The sequence below is a fragment of the Pseudoclavibacter sp. VKM Ac-2867 genome, from assembly GCF_015351275.1.
Lineage (GTDB): Bacteria > Actinomycetota > Actinomycetes > Actinomycetales > Microbacteriaceae > Pseudoclavibacter.
The window spans coordinates 68017-88516 of the sequence record NZ_JADKSL010000008.1 but is presented as its reverse complement, the minus strand read 5'-3'; the positions used below and the strand labels follow the sequence as shown (position 1 = coordinate 88516).

Annotated in this window: 15 protein-coding genes and 1 tRNA gene; 8 read left to right on the top strand and 8 right to left on the bottom strand. The window is 65.8% G+C overall.

The window, feature by feature from the left end:
- The first annotated feature begins 175 nt into the window (after window positions 1–175).
- The 4 genes from ITJ67_RS09740 to ITJ67_RS20425 all read left to right on the top strand — a co-directional run bounded on the left by ITJ67_RS09740 (window position 176) and on the right by ITJ67_RS20425 (window position 3517).
- Window positions 176–2071: an ABC transporter ATP-binding protein gene (locus ITJ67_RS09740; RefSeq protein ID WP_194677476.1), complete on the top strand. Its 1896-nt coding sequence runs from the start codon at window positions 176–178 to the stop codon at window positions 2069–2071.
- 62 nt (window positions 2072–2133) lie between these two features.
- Window positions 2134–2685, top strand: coding sequence for a HEAT repeat domain-containing protein (locus ITJ67_RS09735; protein ID WP_194677475.1), 552 nt, complete (start codon window positions 2134–2136; stop codon window positions 2683–2685).
- Window positions 2686–3068: 383 nt separating this feature from the next.
- Window positions 3069–3230 carry a hypothetical protein gene (locus ITJ67_RS20430; protein ID WP_416362316.1) on the top strand — a complete coding sequence of 54 codons (162 nt, stop codon included), beginning with the start codon at window positions 3069–3071 and terminating at the stop codon, window positions 3228–3230.
- Window positions 3231–3364: 134 nt separating this feature from the next.
- A complete protein-coding gene (locus tag ITJ67_RS20425; protein WP_416362315.1) occupies window positions 3365–3517 on the top strand; it encodes a hypothetical protein in 153 nt (50 codons plus the stop codon).
- Between the two features lie 1183 nt (window positions 3518–4700).
- Here the strand turns inward: ITJ67_RS20425 and ITJ67_RS09725 are convergent.
- The 3 genes from ITJ67_RS09725 to ITJ67_RS09715 form a co-directional block, all read right to left on the bottom strand.
- Window positions 4701–6479, bottom strand: coding sequence for a UvrD-helicase domain-containing protein (locus ITJ67_RS09725; RefSeq protein ID WP_194677474.1), 1779 nt, complete (start codon window positions 6477–6479; stop codon window positions 4701–4703).
- The gene (locus tag ITJ67_RS09720) at window positions 6476–8569 is read right to left on the bottom strand and encodes an ATP-dependent nuclease (protein ID WP_194677473.1); all 2094 of its coding nucleotides are present in this window, start codon (window positions 8567–8569) and stop codon (window positions 6476–6478) included. Before ITJ67_RS09720 ends, ITJ67_RS09725 begins: the two co-directional genes overlap by 4 nt.
- A gap of 1020 nt (window positions 8570–9589) precedes the next feature.
- A tRNA-Pro gene (locus ITJ67_RS09715) sits at window positions 9590–9663 on the bottom strand.
- A gap of 404 nt (window positions 9664–10067) precedes the next feature.
- Between ITJ67_RS09715 and ITJ67_RS09710 the strand changes: the two genes are divergently transcribed.
- The 3 genes from ITJ67_RS09710 (at window position 10068) to ITJ67_RS09700 (ending at window position 12752) form a co-directional block, all read left to right on the top strand.
- A complete protein-coding gene (locus tag ITJ67_RS09710) occupies window positions 10068–11330 on the top strand; it encodes an MFS transporter (protein WP_194677472.1) in 1263 nt (420 codons plus the stop codon).
- Between the two features lie 310 nt (window positions 11331–11640).
- Window positions 11641–12531 (top strand): exonuclease domain-containing protein, encoded by an 891-nt coding sequence (locus ITJ67_RS09705; RefSeq protein WP_194677471.1) that lies wholly within the window; start codon window positions 11641–11643, stop codon window positions 12529–12531.
- A 38-nt stretch (window positions 12532–12569) separates the two neighbouring features.
- Window positions 12570–12752 (top strand): hypothetical protein, encoded by a 183-nt coding sequence (locus ITJ67_RS09700; protein ID WP_194677470.1) that lies wholly within the window; start codon window positions 12570–12572, stop codon window positions 12750–12752.
- 10 nt (window positions 12753–12762) lie between these two features.
- On the opposite strand, the gene glsA (ITJ67_RS09695) is transcribed toward ITJ67_RS09700, so the two are convergent.
- From glsA (ITJ67_RS09695) to ITJ67_RS09680, 4 genes are read right to left on the bottom strand one after another with little or no spacing between them, the layout of a single operon-like run.
- Complete coding sequence (gene glsA, locus ITJ67_RS09695) at window positions 12763–13809, bottom strand: glutaminase A (RefSeq protein WP_308471384.1); 1047 nt, start codon at window positions 13807–13809, stop codon at window positions 12763–12765.
- A 10-nt stretch (window positions 13810–13819) separates the two neighbouring features.
- On the bottom strand, window positions 13820–14866 hold the full coding sequence (gene glsA, locus ITJ67_RS09690; RefSeq protein WP_323741437.1) for a glutaminase A: 1047 nt from the start codon (window positions 14864–14866) through the stop codon (window positions 13820–13822).
- 9 nt (window positions 14867–14875) lie between these two features.
- Window positions 14876–16588, bottom strand: coding sequence for a flavin monoamine oxidase family protein (locus tag ITJ67_RS09685; protein ID WP_374953209.1), 1713 nt, complete (start codon window positions 16586–16588; stop codon window positions 14876–14878).
- Window positions 16585–18093 (bottom strand): amino acid permease, encoded by a 1509-nt coding sequence (locus ITJ67_RS09680; RefSeq protein WP_104306428.1) that lies wholly within the window; start codon window positions 18091–18093, stop codon window positions 16585–16587. The genes ITJ67_RS09685 and ITJ67_RS09680 overlap by 4 nt, the downstream gene beginning before the upstream one ends.
- Before the next feature lie 172 nt (window positions 18094–18265).
- Here ITJ67_RS09680 and ITJ67_RS09675 point away from each other — a divergent pair, with 172 nt between their 5' ends.
- Window positions 18266–19774, top strand: a complete 1509-nt coding sequence (locus tag ITJ67_RS09675; RefSeq protein ID WP_194677469.1) for a PucR family transcriptional regulator — start codon at window positions 18266–18268, stop codon at window positions 19772–19774.
- On the opposite strand, the gene ITJ67_RS09670 is transcribed toward ITJ67_RS09675, so the two are convergent.
- A complete protein-coding gene (locus ITJ67_RS09670) occupies window positions 19775–20359 on the bottom strand; it encodes a hypothetical protein (protein ID WP_194677468.1) in 585 nt (194 codons plus the stop codon).
- Window positions 20360–20500 lie beyond the last annotated feature (141 nt).

Sequence of the window (20500 nt, the reverse complement as noted above, 5' to 3'; positions counted from 1 at the left end):
TCCCCCGACGTCCCGAGCATCCGGTCGCCGTCGCGCAGGACGACGCGTCCGTCGTCGCCGACTCGCAACAGGGTTGGATTACCTACATCGAAGGTCCTTCGCCCCTGGCGGACAACCGCAAACGCGGGCGAACCGCGACCTATGCTGAGCCTCCTGCTGAGGGGAAGGAACCGCTATGAGCATGGAAGGCGCTGCCTGGAGTTCGCTCTACAAGATCTCGGACGCCAAGGGTGGCAAGAACGGGATCTCCCGTGAGTCCGTGCGGCGGATCCTGACGTTCGCGGTGCCCTACCGGGCCAACCTGGTGCTGTTCATCGCCCTGTCGATCGTTGGCGCGTTCCTCGCGGTCGCGACGCCGGTGCTCGCCGGCCAGGTGGTCGACGTCATCGTCGCCCGGGGCGCAGTCAGCACGATCGTCTGGATCGCCGTCGTCATCGCGCTCGTGGCCATCGCCGACGCGGCCGTGTCGCTCGTGACGCGCTGGTACTCGGCGCGGATCGGCGAGGGCGTGATCCTGGACCTCCGCACCGCCGTCTTCAACCACGTGCAGAAGATGCCCATCGCGTTCTTCACCCGCACGCGGACGGGCGCCCTCGTCAGCCGCCTGAACAACGACGTGATCGGAGCCCAGCAGGCCTTCAGCGGCACGCTGTCTGGCGTGGTCACGAACCTCGTGGCGCTCATCCTGACGCTGATCGTCATGCTCAGCACGTCCTGGCTCGTCACCGTGCTCGCCGTGATTATGCTCCCCATCTTCCTGATCCCCGCGCGCCGCATGGGCAGCCGCCTCGCCGCGCTGCGCCGTGAGGCCGCCGACCACAACTCGGCCATGAGCACGCAGATGACCGAGCGCTTCTCGGCGCCCGGTGCCACTCTCGTCAAGCTGTTCGGCCGACCGGATGAGGAGGCCGAGGAGTTCCGCGTGCGCGCCGCCCGGGTCCGCGACATTGGCGTTCGCACAGCGATGCTGCAGTTCGTCTTCTTCACCGCGCTGATGCTGGTCTCCGCGCTCGCCCTTGCGCTTGTCTACGGGCTGGGCGGCGTCCTTGCGCTCGGCGGCCAGCTGGAAACCGGCGACGTGGTCACCCTCGCGCTGCTCCTCACGCGCCTCTACGCGCCGCTCACGAGCCTCGCGAACGCACGCGTCGAGATCATGAGCGCGGTGGTCAGCTTCGAGCGTGTCTTCGAGGTGCTGGACCTCGAGCCGCTCATCCAGGAGAAGCCCGACGCCACCATCGTCCCTGAGGGCCCGGTGTCGGTCGAGTTCGACGACGTCCGCTTCGCCTACCCGTCCGCGGACAAGGTGTCGCTCGCCTCCCTCGAGGAGGTCGCCACGCTCGATACTCGCGGCGGCGAGGAGGTGCTGCATGGGGTGTCCTTCCGCATCGAGCCGGGGCAGACCGTCGCCCTCGTCGGCACGTCCGGTGCCGGCAAGTCCACGATCGCGCAGCTGCTCTCGCGCCTCTACGACGTCGACAGTGGTGCCGTGCGGCTCGCGGGGGCGGATGTCCGTGACGTCACCTTCGCCTCGATGCGGCACACCCTGGGCATGGTGACGCAGGACGGGCATCTCTTCCACGAGACCATCCTCTCCAACCTGCGTCTCGCCAGGCCCGAGGCGACCGACGACGAGGTGTGGGATGCGGTGCGCCGGGCGAGGCTCGAGCCGCTCATCCGGTCGCTGCCCGACCAGCTGGACACCATGGTGGGCGAGCGCGGCTACCGACTGTCCGGCGGTGAGCGCCAGCGGATGACCATCGCGAGGCTCCTCCTCGCCCAGCCGCGCGTCGTGATCCTCGACGAGGCGACGGCCGCGCTCGACTCGACGTCGGAGGCCGCCGTGCAGGCGGCCCTCAGCGAGGCACTCGAGGGACGCACGGCGATGGTGATCGCCCACCGCCTGTCCACCATCCGCAGCGCCGACCAGATCCTCGTGATCGAGGACGGGTCCATCGTCGAGCGGGGCACGCATGAGGAGCTGCTCGCGGCGGCTGGGCGGTATGAGGAACTGCACCGGACGCAGTTCGCCGTGCAGAAGAATGTGGCGGCGGATGAGGATGCCAACGTCTGAGTTCGCACCGGGAAGGTGCCTCCACCGCACCTGCCCACAGCGCGGCCCCGTAGGGTGAGCTGATGCCTGAAATCACTTCCTCGAATCCTGCGCCCGTTCCTGTAGACCTGCCGCTCGAGCAGCGGTTGGCGGCTGCCGTCGAGCGATACGGCCCGTCCGAGTTCGTTGAGCGAGTACTCGAACTCATGAAGGGCTATGACGAGGGCGACGACCTCCTCCTCTACGTCGGCGGCGATCACGCGCAAGGAATCCTCGATGGCGCACCCGTGCTCTACTGGCCCGAGCTCTGGGGCACGCGAGCGTTGCTGTACGTCTGGGATGAGTCGGCCGCGCCCGCGGCGATCGGTACGCTCGCCAACCCGGCTTGGCGCGTCCGCGAAATGGGCGCACGGGTTGTCGCAGCGCACGAGCTCCCAGCAGCATCCGAACTGGCCGGGCTGCTCGGCGACAGCGTGGCTCGAGTGCGGTCGGCAGCCGCGAGGTCTTTGGCAGCCGTGGGCGCGCTCGAAGACGTGGATCTCCTGCGACCGCTGCTCAAGGATCCCGAGATCGAGGTGCGGCGAAGTGCACAACAGGGCCTCGACGCGCTGCGCGCGAGGTTCCCGAAGAACTAGGTGGGCGCTGCGCTTTGGGTCGATCCACCGACTCTGAGGTGAGGTGGCGTCGGATATGACGCTCGGAGAGCTCAAGTCGGACGGGGATGCTGACGAGGTTCCACGGATCGTGGCGGGAGTCGCTGATGCGCGAACGATCGCGACGATGCGGGCGAGGTTGCACGCGAAGTAGAGGTCGTCCGAGGCACACGAGGGTGAAAGATAGAGAACTCCTGATGGAAGTTCCTGATCATCAGGGTTCTCCAGTCGGACTGACAGCGTCCTGGTGCAGGGCGTGCGCATCCGTTGTTGCGAGACTTCAACAGACCTATGACACGGTAACGCAGGACAGGCACCTCTTCCGCGAGACCATCCTCTCCAACCTTCACCTCGCCAGGCCGGAAGTGCCCGACGACGAGGTATGGGTTGCGGTCACGCGTGCGCGGCTCGAGCCGCTCATCCGGTCGCTGCCAGACCAGCTGGACACCATGGTGCGCGAGCGTGGCAACCGGCTGTCTGGCGGCGGGCGCCAGCGAATGACCGTCTCGAGGCTCATGCTCGCATAGCCGTGCGTCGTGCCCCTCGACGAGAGGCGACGGACTAAAACGTCGCAGGACGCCGTGCAGGCGCCCAGTGAGGCACTCGAGGGAGGAACTGCGATGGTCATCACCACTGCCTCTTCACCATCCGCAGGGCGGACATGATTCTCGTCGTCGAGGACGGCTCGATCGCCGAGCGCGGCATGCACGAAGAGCTGCTCGCCGCGGCAGGGCGGCAGGAAGAATACCACCATACGCGGTTCGCGGTGCAGAAGCAGGTTGCGGCGGACGAGAACGCGCTAAGCGGCAAATAGACAATACGGGTGATCGTCGGTTGGAGAACGTCTCGAGCCAAGCTGCGCCGGCGAGCTTCGCTTCGGCCCTCGTGGGCCAGGAGCGGCGGTCGTAGAAATCGGTCTTCAGCGTTGACCAGAACGACTCGACTACCGCAATGCCCCAGCAACCCCGGCACTGCCCGCTGAGCGGCGCAGCCGAAACTGCGCGCAGACCTCATGCGCCTGGCCCGACATGCATTTCGCGCCTCGGTCGCCGAGAAACACGACTTCTCCGGGCACGTCACCACGCAGGGTGCGCGCCATGCGCAAGGCTCGCTCGACGAGGTCGGTGGTTTGCGCCTGGTCCGTCGCCCAGCGTCCGTCTCTAGCAAACGTCGCGGACGACGGCGAGGTAGAGTCAGCCCTCGCCCATGCGCAGGTAGGTGATGTCCGAGACCCAGACCGTGTTGAGCGCTCCCCCGGTCCCAGCGACGCGCGACGAGGTCCGGGATCGCGTGCGAGGGTGTCCCGGAAATCGTGGTCACGTGTCGGAACGTGCGTGGGCTGACGTGACGCCTTCGAGCCGCTGCCGGCGCATCGACCCCGCGACCGTCTTCACATCGACGTAACGCCGAAAGCGGAGAGCTCTGCGCGAATTCTAGGCGCCCCAAACACACCGTCCGAGGCATGATACGCGTCCGGACCAGGACATCCAGAGCTGCTTGTCGCAGCACTCGGGGCCCCACCGGGCGAGACCGCCAGGCGTAGTAGCCAGATCTTGGGACGTTCAGAAGTCGGCCCATGCGACCGATTCCGAAGCGCGCCTTCTCCGCATTCGTCAGCTCGAACCGTTCCTGCGTGGTGACTTCGACGCGAAGAGAGTTGCTGCTTTTCCCAGAAACTGGTTGTCCATGCGCAGTTTCCTCACCTCACTTCGCAGACGTGCGAGCTCCGCTCGCTCGTCCTCACGCAACGGGCCATCCGCGACCGGCTCGGACACTCCGGAGTGTTCCCGCTCATGCTGAACCCAGCGGCCTAATAGGTGCCTACCGCCCAGCCCGGCAGCGACATGCGCAACCGGGGTGGCCCCTCTCGGCCACCCGCCTCGCAGTCTCAATCCGGTACTCCAGCTTGTACGACGTCTTGGAACTCATCAAGACATTTATTCCAACGGGCCCCACAGCCCGCTTCAATCGACGTCCACGACAGGAGGGTAACCCCACTAGCTTGGCGCTCCTGCTTCGTCGAACGCGATGGAGATCACATTTTCTCGCCCTGCCCAGTCTTCGAGTACCTCGATCGCATCGCCGCTGAGCTCTTGGACGAACAGCAGTGCAAGGTTGTGTTTTGCTCGCGAGGCGGATACGTAGAAGAGATTGCGTGAATGCGGGAAACTCCCGGCCTGCCGGAGTTCCGGCTTGCTCTGCGGAGAGTGGGCGGCGATCATCTTGGCGAAGTCGTACTTGGTCCAGCCGCGCCCAATAAGGACGATCACGTCGTCAAACTCTGCACCCTTGACAGAGTGTTTGGTCGAGAAGACGGTGCTGTCCTCCAAGTAGGAACGGAGTGCGCGTATTTCGGCATACGGCACAGAGCGCAGCGCCAGACGCTCCACCAGGTTTCGCGGCTCTTCAAGTTGATCTCCTGGACCGAGAGCCAAAAGCGCCTCCTTTAGCTCGCGTTCCCTCCCTGCTACTCGTGTGGGCACGGAGAAGAGATTCTGGGAATTGAGAAGGTCCAGCACTTCCCCGATCGTGCCCGTCCTGCTGGTCGAGATGAGCGAATCAAAGTACTCGGACCAGCGACGCTTGTCCTTAGGTGCGGTGAGCATTGGCCTCTTGCTCCCCAAAAGGCGGAACAGCTCCCCATACTTGTGCTCGGTGAACGCCTGCATGGCAGGTTCCGCAGTGTCGACCAGGAACTCGATCACCGAGTCTTCCTTGTTGACGAAGGCGTCGTTGGACCCGAAGACACCTGTAAGGCTGGGGTAACCGAGCTCGTTTGCGATCGTCGCGTGCGTGAGCATTAGGACCTTAAGATCCTTCGAATTTTGGATCCATTTGCTACTTGGGGACGCGTGTTGGAGCCATTCCAGACACGCCTGGGTAGCTTCCTGGGAGATCTGCCCCTTCCAATTCCTACCCAGGCGGACACCAGGCCAAGTGTTGGAGTGATAGACCGTGACGGTGCCCTCACCGGCATCGGCTCGTGGCGCCTGCGGAAGCTCCGGTCGCAACTTATTCAGGAAACCGACGACCGATCGGTCGGATCGGAAGTTGGCGTTCTTGGGGATCGATGTGAGCGAAGAATGCTCGATCGATCCACAGGTTCTGTCGTAGATCTGTTGCCAGTGGTCACCGAAGAAGCCCACGACAGGGCTTGTGCGGTCGTCTCCGTGACCGGATAGAACGGCTTCGGCAAGTCCAGACGGAGTGTCCTGGTACTCGTCGATGAAGATAACGGGGAAACGGTCGGTGATGAGTGAACGGAACTTCTCATTGCGGAAGAGAAGAATCGCGAACTCGGGGATGTCATTGTGATGAAGCGTGATTCGTTCCTCATGGACGCCACGAATTCCTAGGTCGTACTCGATCGCCAGCCCGCCGATCTCTTGGGTCTCAGCGAGACGCTCATTCCAGCTTTCTGAGGCACGGAGAGCCGCCCTGAGAGCCTTCTGGTAGGGGCTGATCATCTCCCAGAGGAACCCGTGGAGAGTGTCGGCGAAGATGGCGGGGTCTTCATCGGTTCTTGCTTTTATTTCGTCTCGGGCAACCTTGGTGTAGGTCAGGCATGCGACTCTCTGATCATTGCGGGGAAGGTACACGGACTTGTTTTCCAGTATGCGTCGCAGGGCCCGGATCAGCGAATAGGTCTTGCCTGCTCCGGCGCCTGCCTCAAGCTTGAAGTTCCTTTGATTGTCCAGCGCGGCAAAGAGCGAGGCGATAGCTTCCTCGCTAGCTCGCTCGGCGTTATCAGCAACGATCTTGTCGGGGGCGGTCACCGAACAACCACTCCTGTTTCGATAGGAACGTCATTCACGGCGTCTTGTCCTACGGAGTAATCCAGTAGCCAATCGAGTCCGCGTCGGATGTAACGAGGCGTACTCCAACCTGCCTCCTCCACGGCGAACCTCAAAGCGAAATTGCTTTTCTTCAGGGCATCCGCCGCCTCGCGGACGAGAGCCTCGTCCTGTTTGGCATCGCCTGTGAGAGTTAGTCCTTCAGCGGATGGATTCGCGAGGAGGAAAGCATCCTCGAAGGTGCGACCGCAGGCTTCTCTGTTGCTCTCGGGAACCTGGAAAGCAAGATACCGATTGCCATGGATGATGGCTTCCGTCTCCGCGGCGAGCAGCAAGGCAGTTGGGGCCTGCGACTTCGAATCGGGGAACCACTTTTTAATGGTTGCGTTGCTTGTCGATACACCCTCGTGCACAGTCGTCGCGCCGTGGCGACTCTTCCCCTCGGCCGGCCCTATGGCATCAATGTCAGTAATGACGAGCGTTGGAATATGAAGAAAATCAAGGAGTGGGAAGAAGATGTGTGCGTATGCGCCTCCAACTTCCATGAGCGCAACGTACTGACTGCTTAGCTCGTGCTTAGTGTTTCTGATGGCCGCAGGAACAATCAATCGCTCACTTGTGCCTTCCACAAGAATGGCCTTGTCAGCGAAGAAGAGATCAGAGCGGGTCAGTGTCAGGTACTGGTGTAGGAACTTCTTATCGAGACCTTTTGCATCCGTGAGGTCGAGGACATCGGCGTGGTGACCGGGACCACCACTCGGATCGCTTCCAACACGGAAGTATCGGATGGTTGAGAAATCCGCGCGGTTGGCTACATGGGACGAGTGCGTCGAGACCGCGAACTGCGGCCACCAAGGCTGCTTCTTTTTGTCCAGCGCAGGGAAACGTTCAGAGACCGAGGCAAGTTGCTCGATGAACACCTCCTGCATCTGCGGATGAAGATGCGCTTCGGGCTCTTCGACGAAGATCAAATGCACCCCCGGCATGTTGCCTCGTGTCACGAACTCCCGGTAGTAACTAAGGAGAGTGAGTAGCATCAAGATGAGGTTGCGAGACCCCAGACCACTGTACGACTCAGGGAGTGACACGCCAGATACGCCGCTATAACGGATACTTGTGTGATTCCCCAGCAGTCGTTTGATGTCTAGGGTCGTTTCAGCTTCGAGACCAGGGTCAGCCAGACCGGGATACCCGAAGCTCCGAAGCGTCGGGATGATCTCCTTCACCATTTCACTTACTTTCACACCCAGATCCTGCTCGATATGAGATACAGCTTCCGCGAGCGCATCGGCGGTCTCTTTCTGGGCGGTTCCGTCGTCTGCATTGGATGCAGCATCAAACAGGTTCTGGAAGACCCTACCAATCAACTCTTTGGGTTGTTCCTTCTCGTCGTCTAGTCCGCGCTGGGCTTTAAGGAGGTGAACGGTGAGGAGGCGCCGCGTCGCTTCTAGCGTAACGTCGCGCGTGTTGGACACATCTCCTGGATCGATGGCAGTAATTGACCGTCCGAACATGCCTTGAACTCGGTCGCCGATGATCCCCAGTACGCGCTCGACATTCGGTTCCTCGCCCGTTTTCGGGTCAATAGCAATCCCCTCGAAGAAGTCCGACAGGCGTCCACCCTCGAGCGAGTAAGTCAAGCGGATCATTGCTGTTGTGCAGTCCGGGTCGAGATCGACGATTGCTGCAGCGAGAGGCCCGTACTCGGGCAACTCTTTCGAGTATGAGATCTCCACCGTGAGAGATATCTCGGGAATAAGACTCCTTGCGACCTCTTCATCTCCTATCGCGTAGACCTTCCAAGCCTCGAGGAACTCCGGGTAGCTCTCGGCGGAGAAGTCAGCCACGGTGAAGGTCAACGTCGATGGCTGCAGGAAGCGAGTAAATGCTTCTGCAAGCGTTGTCTTGCCACTGTTGTTCCGGCCAACCAGCACCGTCGTGCGTCTATCAAGGTCAATATCGACGTTTCGCAGCAGGCGGAAATTGCGCACCTTGATTCTGGAGGCCCGCATGGGAGCAGATGACTTCCTCGGCTCGTTGCTGGGATCTGTGGGCGCAGTCTGCTGGGTCATTCGCGTTCCTTTACTGAAGGACCACCGTCGCGGCGCTCCTGCTGAGTCAGATGCTCATCGCGCTATCAGCATGCCCGATCCGCTCTAGTGATGTCGAACAGAACACGCCAGGCATACCACTCTTGTGCACCGCCCGCGCCGAGAGGACAAAGCCATGACCGAGATCGCCCTTGATGAGCGGGATGAGCACACTGGGAGGGTGGTGCTCGCGTTGGTGACTGAGCCCCGCGACACGACGTCTCCCCTCGTACACGATCTCGGCAGGGTTCAAGTCAGTGCATCTGGCGCTCGGTGACGAGATACCGTGGTTCAGAACACCCGCGGCTATCTCCATGCCGGTACCAGGCACCTCATCTTTGCTGCAACACGCGCCAAGGCATTCCTCGACGGGCACGATAACACCGAACGTGAGGGCCCCGCACCGTTCAGCCACACTCCGGCACCGCGGCGTAGACGAAGGCTGCCGACAGTGTCTCAATCCAGCTCCAGCTCCAGGCCAGGTCCCGGCCCGTCGCAACAGCCGCGATTGGAGCATCTTGGATCAACATCCTCGATCGAATGCTTCCATAAACCACTCCGAAAAGAACAACGCAAACGATGAAGCCCCGGTGGGAAACCGGCCCTAACCTGGTCTTTCCGTTCGGCTCGCAGTGTCTTTTTTTCAGGACATCATGGGTAGCTGTCTCAAGGCGCCGTGCATATGCCCCGTCTCGGGGAGCCAGGGCGCGAGCGGTGTGTCGAGACATGCTGGACAGCCCCCACGATGAGACATGCCTGCCGGGAACCGAAACCGCGTCATCGTGCTCGCCATCACGAGCGGGGCCCTCACCGGTCCTCATCCTGATCCACGACTGCGACACCATCGTCACGAACCCGACCACCGGCGAGATCCTCGCCCAACACACCATCAACCCAAACCGCGACTACCAGCCCGAAAACGAAAAATCCCCCTCCCGAAGGAGGGGGATAATCGCCGAAGCGAGGGGACATCTGTCTACGATGTCCCGACACTTCACACCGTCGGGCTGACAAGATTTGAACTTGCGACCCCCTGACCCCCAGTCAGGTGCGCTACCAAGCTGCGCCACAGCCCGTGGCTTTCGTTCTCCGCGAGGACAACTCGACCATCCTACCGGAACCTGGGAGGTCCGCGCACCACCGTGTCGAACGTGTCGCGCACCGGTGGATTTTGAGCAACACTGGCCGACCAACACAGAGTTGTGGCGCGATGTGCTGAGCAACCGTGCCGACAGTAGCGAGCCACAACTCTGTTCCGGGGCAGCCACTTGGCGCGCACAGCCGCGCGAGCAGGAACCGGGAGCAGCGGCGGGCGGCCAAGTAAGCCCGAGGCGTGGGCACGCACGCGGCCGACCCCGCCCGACCACATCCGCTCCCCCGATTGTTCGCACATTCTCCCGCCTGGGAATAGCCTGGTACCCGCGCAGTGTTGCGAACCCAGTCCCCTATCTCAGAAGCAGAGGTCCGCAACATGCAGGTCATGCCCGAACTCACCCCCTTCCGGCGCGGAATCGCCCTCTTCGCGCTTGCGCTCGGAGGCTTCGGCATCGGCGTGACCGAGTTCGCCACGATGGGCCTGCTGCCCGACATCGCCCGCGAACTGCTCCCCGGCTTCGAAGAGAACCCAGATGCGGTGATCGCGCAGGCCGGCATCCTCATCTCCGCCTACGCCCTCGGCGTCGTCGTCGGGGCTCCGGTCTTCGCGGTGCTGGCGGCGCGCATGTCGCAGACGAAGCTCGCTTTCTGGCTGCTCGGCATCTTCATCGTCGCGTCAGCAGCATCCGCCCTCATGCCCGACTTCGGCACGACCGCGGTCATGCGCTTCATCGCAGCACTCCCCCACGGCGCCTACTTCGGCGTCGCCTCGCTGCTCGCCGCCCGCATCATGGGCCCAGGCAAGCAGGGCCAGGGCGTCGCACTCGCACTCTCCGGCCTCACGATCGCCAACATCTTCGGCGTGCCCCTCGCGACCTGGCTCGGCCAGGCCAGCGGCTGGCGCTACGCGTACGTGCTCGTCGCCGCGATCTTCTTCGTCACGTTCCTGCTCGTGTTCTTCTTCGTGCCCCGCTACCCCGGCAACCCCGAACGCAGCGCCATGAAGGAGCTCATCGCCTTCAAGAACCCGCGCCTCTGGATCATGGTCGCCGTCGGCGCCATCGGCTTCGGAGGCTTCTTTGCCGTCTACTCGTACATCGCCGAAGTCACCACCCGCGAGACGGGCCTCGGCCCCGGCATCGTGCCGTGGGTGCTCGCGACCCTCGGCGTCGGCATGACCCTCGGCAACCTCATCGGCGGGTGGGCGGCCGACCGCAACCTGACCCGAACCATGTTCGTCGGCTTCGGCTCGTTCATCGCGTCGCTCGTCTTCTACAGCCTTATCGCGTCGAACCCGGTCGGCCTGTTCGTGGCCGTGTTCTTCCTCGGCCTCACCTCGTCGTCGCTGCTGCCGGCCATCCAGTCGCGCCTCGTGCGCATCGCCGACGAAGCTGCACTGCTCGGCGCCGCCATCAACCACGCCGCCTTCAACGTCGGCAACAGCCTCGGCGCCTGGCTCGGCGGCATGGTCATCGCTGGCGGCCTCGGCTACCTCGCCCCCGGCTGGGTGGGCGTCGTCCTCGCCGTCCTCGGCATGGGCCTCACCGCACTCGGCGTCTCCGTCGAGCGCCGCGACAAGCGCCACTCCCTCGACACCACCGGCCTCCGCACGATCCCCGCAGCCGAACGCGCCGACATTGGAGCCTGAACCACCAAACGCTGCCCGGCGTTTCGCCCTCTGAGGGTTACGTCCGAGGGCGAAACGGCGGGCAGCGATCGCCGAGAGCCCAGGCGGAGGCGGAGTCGGCGGGCAGCGGTGGTCATCGAGAGAGAGTGAAGACCCGCGCCTCAGACTGGCGGCAGCTCTTTCCAGGAGCGAGTCGGCCCCTCAATGATGCGTTGCCACAACGGCCGCCCCGCAGCAAGGCGTGGTCACCGGCAGGCCCCGTATATCCCCGGACCTTCGCGCCCCGGAGAACGTCCCTAGGATTCAGAGACCCCCGACGATCGGACATGCAATGGCGCTGGACTTCGTTTCCATCGACTTCGAGACCGCGAACCACCAGCGAGGTTCGGTGTGCCAGATCGGCGTCACCGACGTGCGCGACGGTCGCATCGTCTCGACCGACTCGTGGTTCATCAATCCGCCGACCGGCCTTGTCTTCACGAACACGCACATCCACGGCATCAGCGCCTCGCACGTGCAGCAAGCGCCCACCTGGGGTGAGACTCTTCGGCGCCTGACCACGGTGGTGCAATCGGCCCCGATCGTTGCGTACAGCTCGTTCGACAAGGGCGCGTATAACGCAGCCAACTCGCTCCTGGGCCTCCGCGACCCGGGCTTCGAGTTCTTCGACGCTCTCGTCCTCGCGAAGGCGCGGCTGCAGCTCGACAGCTACAAGCTGCCCCACGTCGCCAAGCACCTCGGCCTCCCCTCGTTCTCGCACCACGACGCCGGGGCGGATGCGCTCGCTTGCGCCCAGATCGTCCTTCACCTCTCGACCCACACTGGAGTAAGCGACGTCACCAGCGCGTGGCCCGAGTCGAGACCCGCGAAAGCACGAGCCAGCCGGTCCGCGTACGCGCACAAGCAAAGCGTCATCCCAGAAACGAACGCACACGCCGACCCCACGCATCCGCTCTTCGGTGAGGTGGTTTGCTTCTCCGGCGACCTCGACAGCCACACTCGCGGAGATGCGCAGAAGCTGGTTGCAGAAAAGGGAGCGACGGTGAGTGGCAGCGTGACGAAGAAGACGACGCTTGTCGTGATGGGCGGCTACGATCCCGCCACGCTTCGCCCCGGCGCGAAGATCAGCACCAAGATCCAGAAGGCCATGGACCTCGCCGCGAAGGGGCAGCGCGTCGAGATCATCACCGAGCAGGTGTTCCTCGAACTGGTCGCGCGCTGAGCGTGACGAGACGCCTGGGAGCCGCGTAGGCTTCCGGAGTGCACCGCTACCCGAGACCGCTCGCGTTGACCATGATCATCGCCGCCAGCCTCGTCTTGATCGGTTCCGTCGTGGCGATCGCGGGAGACCCGAGCCAGTTCGGCCCGTGGCTCACCGCCGTCGCGATGCTGCTGCTCGTCGTCATGTTCGCCCCGTCACTGCGGCGCGACCGCAACGACTGAGCCCCCACGCCTACTGCACCGTCGACGCGAACATATTCAGGCCGAGCTTGTTCGACAGGTGGCGGGTGGCGCGGATGCCGCGCACGCTGTTGCCGGCCGCATCCAGTGGCGGGGAGAACGTCGCGAGCGAGCCCTTGCCCGGTGCGATCGTGACGATGCCGCCGGAGACGCCGCTCTTGCCGGGCATGCCCACCTCGAACAGCCAGTCGCCGCTCGCCTCGTACATGCCGTTCGTCGCCATGACCGACAGCACGTCGCGGCTCACGGACGGATCGACGACATCGACGCCGGAGATGGGGCAGTCGCCGCCGTCGGCCAGCGTCGCGCCCATCGTGGCGAGGTCCTCGGCGGTGACGAGCAGCGAGCACTGCCGCGTGTACAGCTCGGTCACCTGCGTCGGGTCGAGCGAGATGTGCCCGTAGCTCTCGAGCAGCCTCGCGATGCTGCGGTTGCGGGTGTTGGTCTTCATCTCCGACTCGTAGACGCGCTCGTCGATCTCGAGCGGGTGGCCGACGAAGTTCGACAGCCCCGCGTGGATGAAGTCCCACTTCTCATCCCACGTCTTTCCGGGCACGAGCGACGTCGTCGCGATCGCCCCCGCGTTGACGAGCGGATTCATGGTGCGTCCGCCGTTGAGCTCGATCGCCATGACCGAGTTGAACGGCAGCCCCGTGTTGTTGACGCCGATGCGCTCGCGCACCTCCTCGTGCCCCAGCTCCTGCACGACCAGCGCGTACACGAACGCCTTCGAGATCGACTGGATCGAGAACTTGAGCTGCGCGTCCCCGAACGAGAATCGGTGCCCGTTCGCCGAGGTGAGGCTCAGCCCGAACCAGGACGAGTCGGCCTCCGCGAGCGCGGGAATGTAGTCGGCGACGGCGCCGTCCTGCACGTGGCGGTACCGCTCATACGTCTCCGAGAGCATCTCCCGCACGTGCTCGGCATCCGGCAGCCTGCCGGTCGAGACGACACGGGTGTCGGGATGCACGAGGTCCGGCTCGCTGGGGAACGCGGTCGGGTGTTCCGGCAGGAGCGTCTGTTCGGGGAGAGTCGTCACGACCTTGAATCTAGTCCTGCACGGTGCCCGACGCGAAGAGGTTCATGCCGAGCTCGTTCGACAGGTGCCGCGCGGCTTTGATGCCGCGCACGCTGTTGCCGGCGTCGTCGAGCCGCGGCGAGTAGCTCGCGAAGCCGCCCTTGCCTGGGGCGATCGTCACGAGCCCGCCCGAGACGCCGCTCTTCGCGGGCATCCCGATCTCGTACAGCCACTCGCCGCTCGCCTCGTACAGGCCGTTCGCGGCCATCACGGCGAGCGCGTCCCTGGATGCGCCCTGCCCGATGACCTGCTCGCCCGTCTTCGGGTTCCTCCCGCCGTCGGCGAGCGTCGCCCCCATGACAGCCAGGTCCTCGGTGGTCACGAGCAGCGCGCACTGCCGCGTGTACAGCTCGGTGACCTCGTGCGGGTCGAGGGTGATGTGCCCGTAGCTCTGCAGGAGGCGCGCGATGCCCTGGTTGCGGATGTTGTTCTTGCGCTCCGAAGCGAACGCGTCCTCGTCGATCTCGAGGTCGCGCCCCGCGAAGGCGGAGAGGCCGCTCAGGATGAAGTCCCACTTCTCCTCCCACGTCTCCCCCGGCGCGAGCGCCGACGTGGCGAGCGCCCCCGCGTTGACGAGGGGGTTCATGGTGCGGCCGCCGTTCAGCTCGATCGCCATGACCGAGTCGAACGGCAGGCCCGTGTTGTTCACGCCCACCAGTTCGCGCGCCTTCGTGTGCCCGACCTCCTCGCGCACGAGCGCGAACACGAACGCCTTCGAGATCGACTGGATCGTGAACAGCAGCTCGGCGTCGCCGCGACTGTACGACTGCCCCTCGGTGGACACGATGCAGATCCCGAACAGGTCCGGGTCCGCATCCGCCAGCGCCGGAATGTAGTCGGGCACCTCGCCGTCGTCGACCGACGAGAACTGCTCGTACGTCTCGTCCACCGCGGTCTTCACGTCGTCGGAGTCAGGCAGCTGCCCGGTCGAGATCGCCGAGCGGCTCGAGTGCACCATCTCCGGCTCGTCGCCGAACATGTGCGTTGCGTCTATGGAGCCGTTCGAGGAGTCAGTCACAGCGGAAGGCTAGTCGAGGCGCACCGGAGCAAGCTCCGACCACACGTCACCCGGCCCCGGGTTCCCGGCAGCGGATGCGCCCCCGAGGTGCTTCGCGACGCCCCACACGGCGTTGAGGGCCGTCGTCACCGCACCCTCGGCCCAGCCTGCCGTGAACGAGATGTCGTCGCCCGCGAGGAAGATGCCCCGCTGGTGGTCGTCGAGCTCGTCCTGCACGAAGTGCCCGAAGAGGCGCTCCTGGTAGCGGTAGTGGCCGGGCAGGTTGTTCTTGAACGCGCCCATGTAGTTGGGGTCGGCCTCCCACGAGACGGTGATCGGCTCCCCCACGATGTGCGCGCCGATGTCGAGGCCGGGGTAGATCTTGTCGAGCGAATGCAGCATGAGCCGCGTGCGCTCCGACGCGTCGAGGGCCAGCCACTTCAGGGCGTCGTCGTTCCACGTGTAGGAGAGCAGGATCACGGCGGGCTTGTCGGGGCCCTCGTCGATGAGGTACGTCGCGCGGGGCAGGCGGTCGGTGAGCGTCATGCTCATGACGGGCTTCCCCGTCGCCGGGTCCAGGTCGCGCCAGAAGGGCCGGTCGACCATCACGAACGTCTTCGACGAGAGCATGTAGTGGCTCTTCTCGATGGCCGTCCACATCTCGGGCGTGAACAGCTCCTCGTCGGTGTCGATGCGCGCCGACAGCAGCCACGACTGGCAGGTCACGATGGCGGACGCGAACTCCTGCGTGCGCCCCCACTTCTCCGTGATGCTGACGCCACCGTTCTGCCCGCGCTTGATCGCGGCGACCGCACCGCGCGGCACCCCACCGTGCAGGCTCGCGAGGCTCGTGCCCTCAGGCCAGTGCTCCAGCTCGGTCGGCTCGTGGTGCCACAGGTCGACGGGCAGCTTCTGCGCCCCGCCCACGATGCGGCGGTGCGCGTCGTCGGCGTTCGTGAACACGACCCGCAGGATCTCGAGGATCGAGTTGCCGAAGTCGGTGTCCCAACCACCCGTGCCGAAGCCCACCTGCCCGAACGCCTCGATGTGCTCGAAGCTGAGATCCCTGAAGGCCGCGCTCTCTGCCACGAATCCATAGAACGAGCGGTTGTCGAACTTCTCGACCAGCTCGTTCCATGCGGCCTTCAGGGTCTCCGTATCGCGTGCGCGGATGGCGTCCTGGATGCGCACCAGGTCGGCCTCCTCCGTCAGCGCACGCTTCCACGCCTCCGCCACCTCCGTGAAGAACGGGGGCAGGTCGGCGGGAGTCTCGGCGTAGAACGACGTGCCGGCGAGCTCGATGACCGTCGACGGCGTCACCTCCGCCAGCGGATTCGGGAACGCCTGCGTCTCCAACCCGACGAGATCGACGTAGTGGTAGAACGCACGCCCCGACTCGGGGAAGCGCATGCCGCCAAGATCGGCGATGACGCTCGGCGCCGCATCGAACGACCGCGTCTTGAGGCGACCGCCGATGCTGTCCGCCTCGAAGATGACGGGCTTCAGCCCCATCTTCATGAGTTCGTACGCGGCGACGACACCCGCGAGACCGGCGCCGACGACGGCGACCTCGGTGCCGTGCATCCGCTCCGGCACCGAACCGAGGCCGGCCGGGTGCGTGAGGAACTCGTCGTAGCTGAACGGGAAGTCCGGGTTGAGCATGGTCACCGGCTGGGAGTCCTGCGGCGTGGATGCGCCTTCCGCTCGCTGCGGGCCGCTCGGCATCGGGGTCGCGATGGTCACTTGTGCTCCTTCATGATGACGGGGGTCGCGGCGGTCGCCGCGTTGACGTAGTCGTTCTCGCTCATGGCGCCGACGATGGAGTGCTTCCGACCGTACGCGAAGTACAGGCCGACACCCACGAGCATCCACAGCCCGAACACCATCCAGGTGGTGCCGCCGAGCGTGACCATGAGGCCGAGGCACATGACGATGCCCAGGATCGGCACGACGGGGAAGAACGGCACCTTGTAGCTGCGCGGCAGCTCGGGGCGGGCGCGGCGCAGGTAGATGACCGAGAGGTTGACGAGCGCGAACGCGAACAGCGTGCCGATGCTCGTCGCATCCGCCAGCTCGCCGAGCGGGATGAACGCGGCGACGACCGCGATGATCGACCCCACGATGACCGTGCCGGCGACCGGGGTGCCCGTCGAGGGGCGCACGCGGCCGAAGATCTTCGGCACCATGCCGTCGCGCGACATGCGGAACAGGATGCGCGTCTGCCCGTAGTAGACCGTCAGCACGACGCTCGCGATCGCGATGACCGCGCCGACCGAGAACATGAGCGCGAGCAGCGGCTGGCCCGTGATGTCGGTGAGGATGCGCACGAACGCCGCCTCGCCGTCGTTGAACTCGGTCCACGGGAGCGCGCCGATGGCGGCGACCGCGACAAGGATGTAGACGACCGTGACGATGACCATCGACAGGATGATCGCGCGCGGCAGATCCTTCTGCGGGTTCTTCGCCTCGTCGCCGGCCGTGGAGGCGGCGTCGAAGCCGATGTAGGAGAAGAAGAGGCGGCTCGAAGCAGCCGCGACGCCGGCCGCACCCATGGGGGCGAGCGGCTCGAAGTTCGCCGTCGTGAACGCCGTGAAGGCTATGAACACGAAGATGAGCAGCACGATGACCTTGATGGCGACCATGACGGTGTTCACCCAGGCGCTCTCCTTCGCGCCGCGCACGAGCAGCAGCATCGCGACGATCACGAGCGCCGCGGCTGGCAGGTTGAAGAAGCCGCCGTCGAGGCCGATCGGGTTCGCGAGCGCCGGCGGGAGCGCGAGGCCGAAGACGCCGAGCGTCTCGTTGACGTACTGCCCGGCGCCGACCGCGACGGCGGCCACCGAGACGCCGTACTCGAGCACCAGGCACCAGCCGCACACCCAGGCGACGCCCTCGCCCATCGTCGCGTAGGAGTAGGAGTAGCTCGACCCGGAGACGGGCACCGAGCTCGCCATCTCGGCGTAGGAGAGGGCCGAGAGCAGCGCCGCGAGGCCGGCGACGGCGAACGCGATCCAGACGGCGGGGCCGGCGAGCGGGACCGCGGTGCCCAGGATCACGAAGATGCCCGTGCCCAGCGTCGCGCCGACGCTGATCATCGTCAGCTGCCACATGCCGAGGGTGCGCTTCAGGCCGCCCTCGCCCGACTCGGTCAGGGACTCGTCGGTGAGCTGCTCCAGCGGCTTGCGGCGCAGCAGCTGCGTGCCGAGCGGCGTGCGTGACCGGCCGGCTGTGGTGGGTGGTGTCGCCATTGACGGTTGCCCTTCTTGGGTTCGGGACCAGCATGATCAGGGATCGATCGGCGCTGTCCAACTGCGCCCAGCACTGCTGGGCCTGGCAATCGTATGGTCGCACCACGCAGTGCATCCACGGGCGATATGCTCGGTTTGTCGCGAAGATGCGACAGAATGCACGGGAGCTCGCATGCCATCACCCTCGTCACCGCACGGCCAGATCTCACTCGCCCAGCTGCTCGCACGTCCCGAGCTGCACCTCGAGGTGCTCGTGCCCGGCGACCTCGATGTGAGCATCCGCTGGGTCGCGACGAGCGACCTCACCGACCCGACGCCGTACCTCCTCGGCGGCGAGTTCCTGCTGACGGCCGGCGTCGGGCTGCGCGACCTCGACCACGCCGAGCTGGAGGGCTACGTCGAACGGGCCGTCAGCGCGGGCGTCGTCGCGCTCGGCCTCGGCATCGACCCGGTGTTCCACGAGGTGCCACCCGCCCTCCTCGAGGCCTGCACTGCAAGCGACCTCACGCTCGTGCGCATCCCCAACGACACCCCGTTCGTGGCCGTGTCGCGCACCTTCGCCGAGATGACCGAGCTGCGGCGAGTGGATGCGCTGCGCACGCTCGCCGACGCGACTCGCAGACTGCTGCGCGCAGCCTCCGCGGACCAGCCCGAGACGGCCGTGGCGGCGGCGCTCGCCGAGCGGCTCGGCTCCTGGGCGGCGGTCGTCGGACCAGGCGGCGCGGTGCGCGCGAGGGCCGGCCAGGTGCCACCCGCACCCGTGCTGGGGGCCCTCGCCGAGTCGGCAGACCAGACGAGGGGCGGACCGGCCGCCTACCCGCTGCGCAGCCTCGGCGGAGCCGCCCTCGGCACGCTGCTCGTGGAGGCCGCTCCCCCGGCGGGCTCGACGGCGCACGCGTTCCTCACAACGGCTCACGGCATGCTCGAGCTCATCGCGAGGCAGCGCACCTCCGGCAGCGTCGCGCCCGGCCAGCTGCTCGTGCCGCTCCTCCTCGAAGCCGACGACGTGTTCGCCCGCCCGGACGGCGGCCCGGACACCGAGCTGTGGCGCGACCTCCTCCTGCAGGCGGCCGGCGGAGACGCGCGCGCCCGAACCCTCCGGGTCGTCGTCGCCTGCGCGCCCTCCTCCCTGAAGGACGCGAGCGAGCTGCACCGCTGGCGCAGCCTCTTCGACACGAAGCTCGTCACCATCTCGGCCGAGCACGCCACCGTCACCCTCATCACCCGCCTCGACGTCACGGATCGGCGCCTCGCCGCATTCCTCGACGAGGGGTGGAGCTTCGTCGTCGGCCGACCCGTCACGGCCGAGCAGCTCCGTGCATCCGCCGCGGAGGTTCGCGCACTCGAGCGGCGAGCGAGGGAGGACGGCGGGGTGGTGCGCGTCGGCGCCGACCTCGCGCCCGTGCACTCGTTCATCGGCGCGGCCTCGGGGCGCGCGCTCGCCGAGCGACGTCTCGAACCGCTCCTCGACCTCGACGCGGAGGCCAGGGACGCACGCCTCGCGCTGCTCCGCGCCTGGCTGCACGCGAACGGGCACTGGGATGCGACGGGCCGCGAGCTCGGGATGCACCGCAACAGCGTGCGCCGCGGCATCGACCAGCTGCGGGGGCTGCTCGGGCTCGACCTCGACGACGCCCGCGTGCGCGCCGAGCTCGTCATCGCCCTCGAGTACGTGGAGTAGCTACCCGGCGAACCACTCGGTCAGGACCCAGAGCAGCACCAGCGCCGCGACGATGATCGCGACCAACGGCGCCCCCGCCACGAGAACCTCACCGGGACTCGCTCCGCCTCGGTAGCGTCGCCGCACGAGCATCGGGGAGAGCGGCTCGCTGATCAGCGTGACGCGGCACCCGGCCGAGCGGAGCGCACCCACGACCCCGAGACCGTGCGGCGTGAACGCCGCGATCGTGTCGCCGCCGCCCCGCAAGATAACTCGCGCGGCAGATCCCGGCCCCATCCTCGTCGGAAGCAGCAGGCGCTCGACGACGACGACCTCGTCGATGACGGCGAGCGGGATGACCCGCTCCCTCCGCCGAACGGAGCTGATCACAAGACCGGTCTCTTCGACCCTCGCTTCGACGAACCGACCGAAGAACACGGCGCCCACGGCGAATGCCACGGCCCCGAGGAGAGCCAGCACCGCGCCGCCCACCGAGCCCTGCGCCCACGGCCCCGCGGCAGCCTCGACGAGCACGAACCACGAGAGGCCGACGAGCAACGCAGCGGCCGCTATGACCAGAAACCATCGCCCAGCCCGTACCGACATGCGGTCCCTCCATTCACCCCGCCGCGAGTGCCCCGAGCCGGGCCTCTCCGCCCCGTGCAGACGGTGATCAGCCTGTGCCGTGCGAGCAAGCCACCAGGGTAGCCCGCGCACCCCCGCAGGCGCCCCCACCGCGGTAGGCTT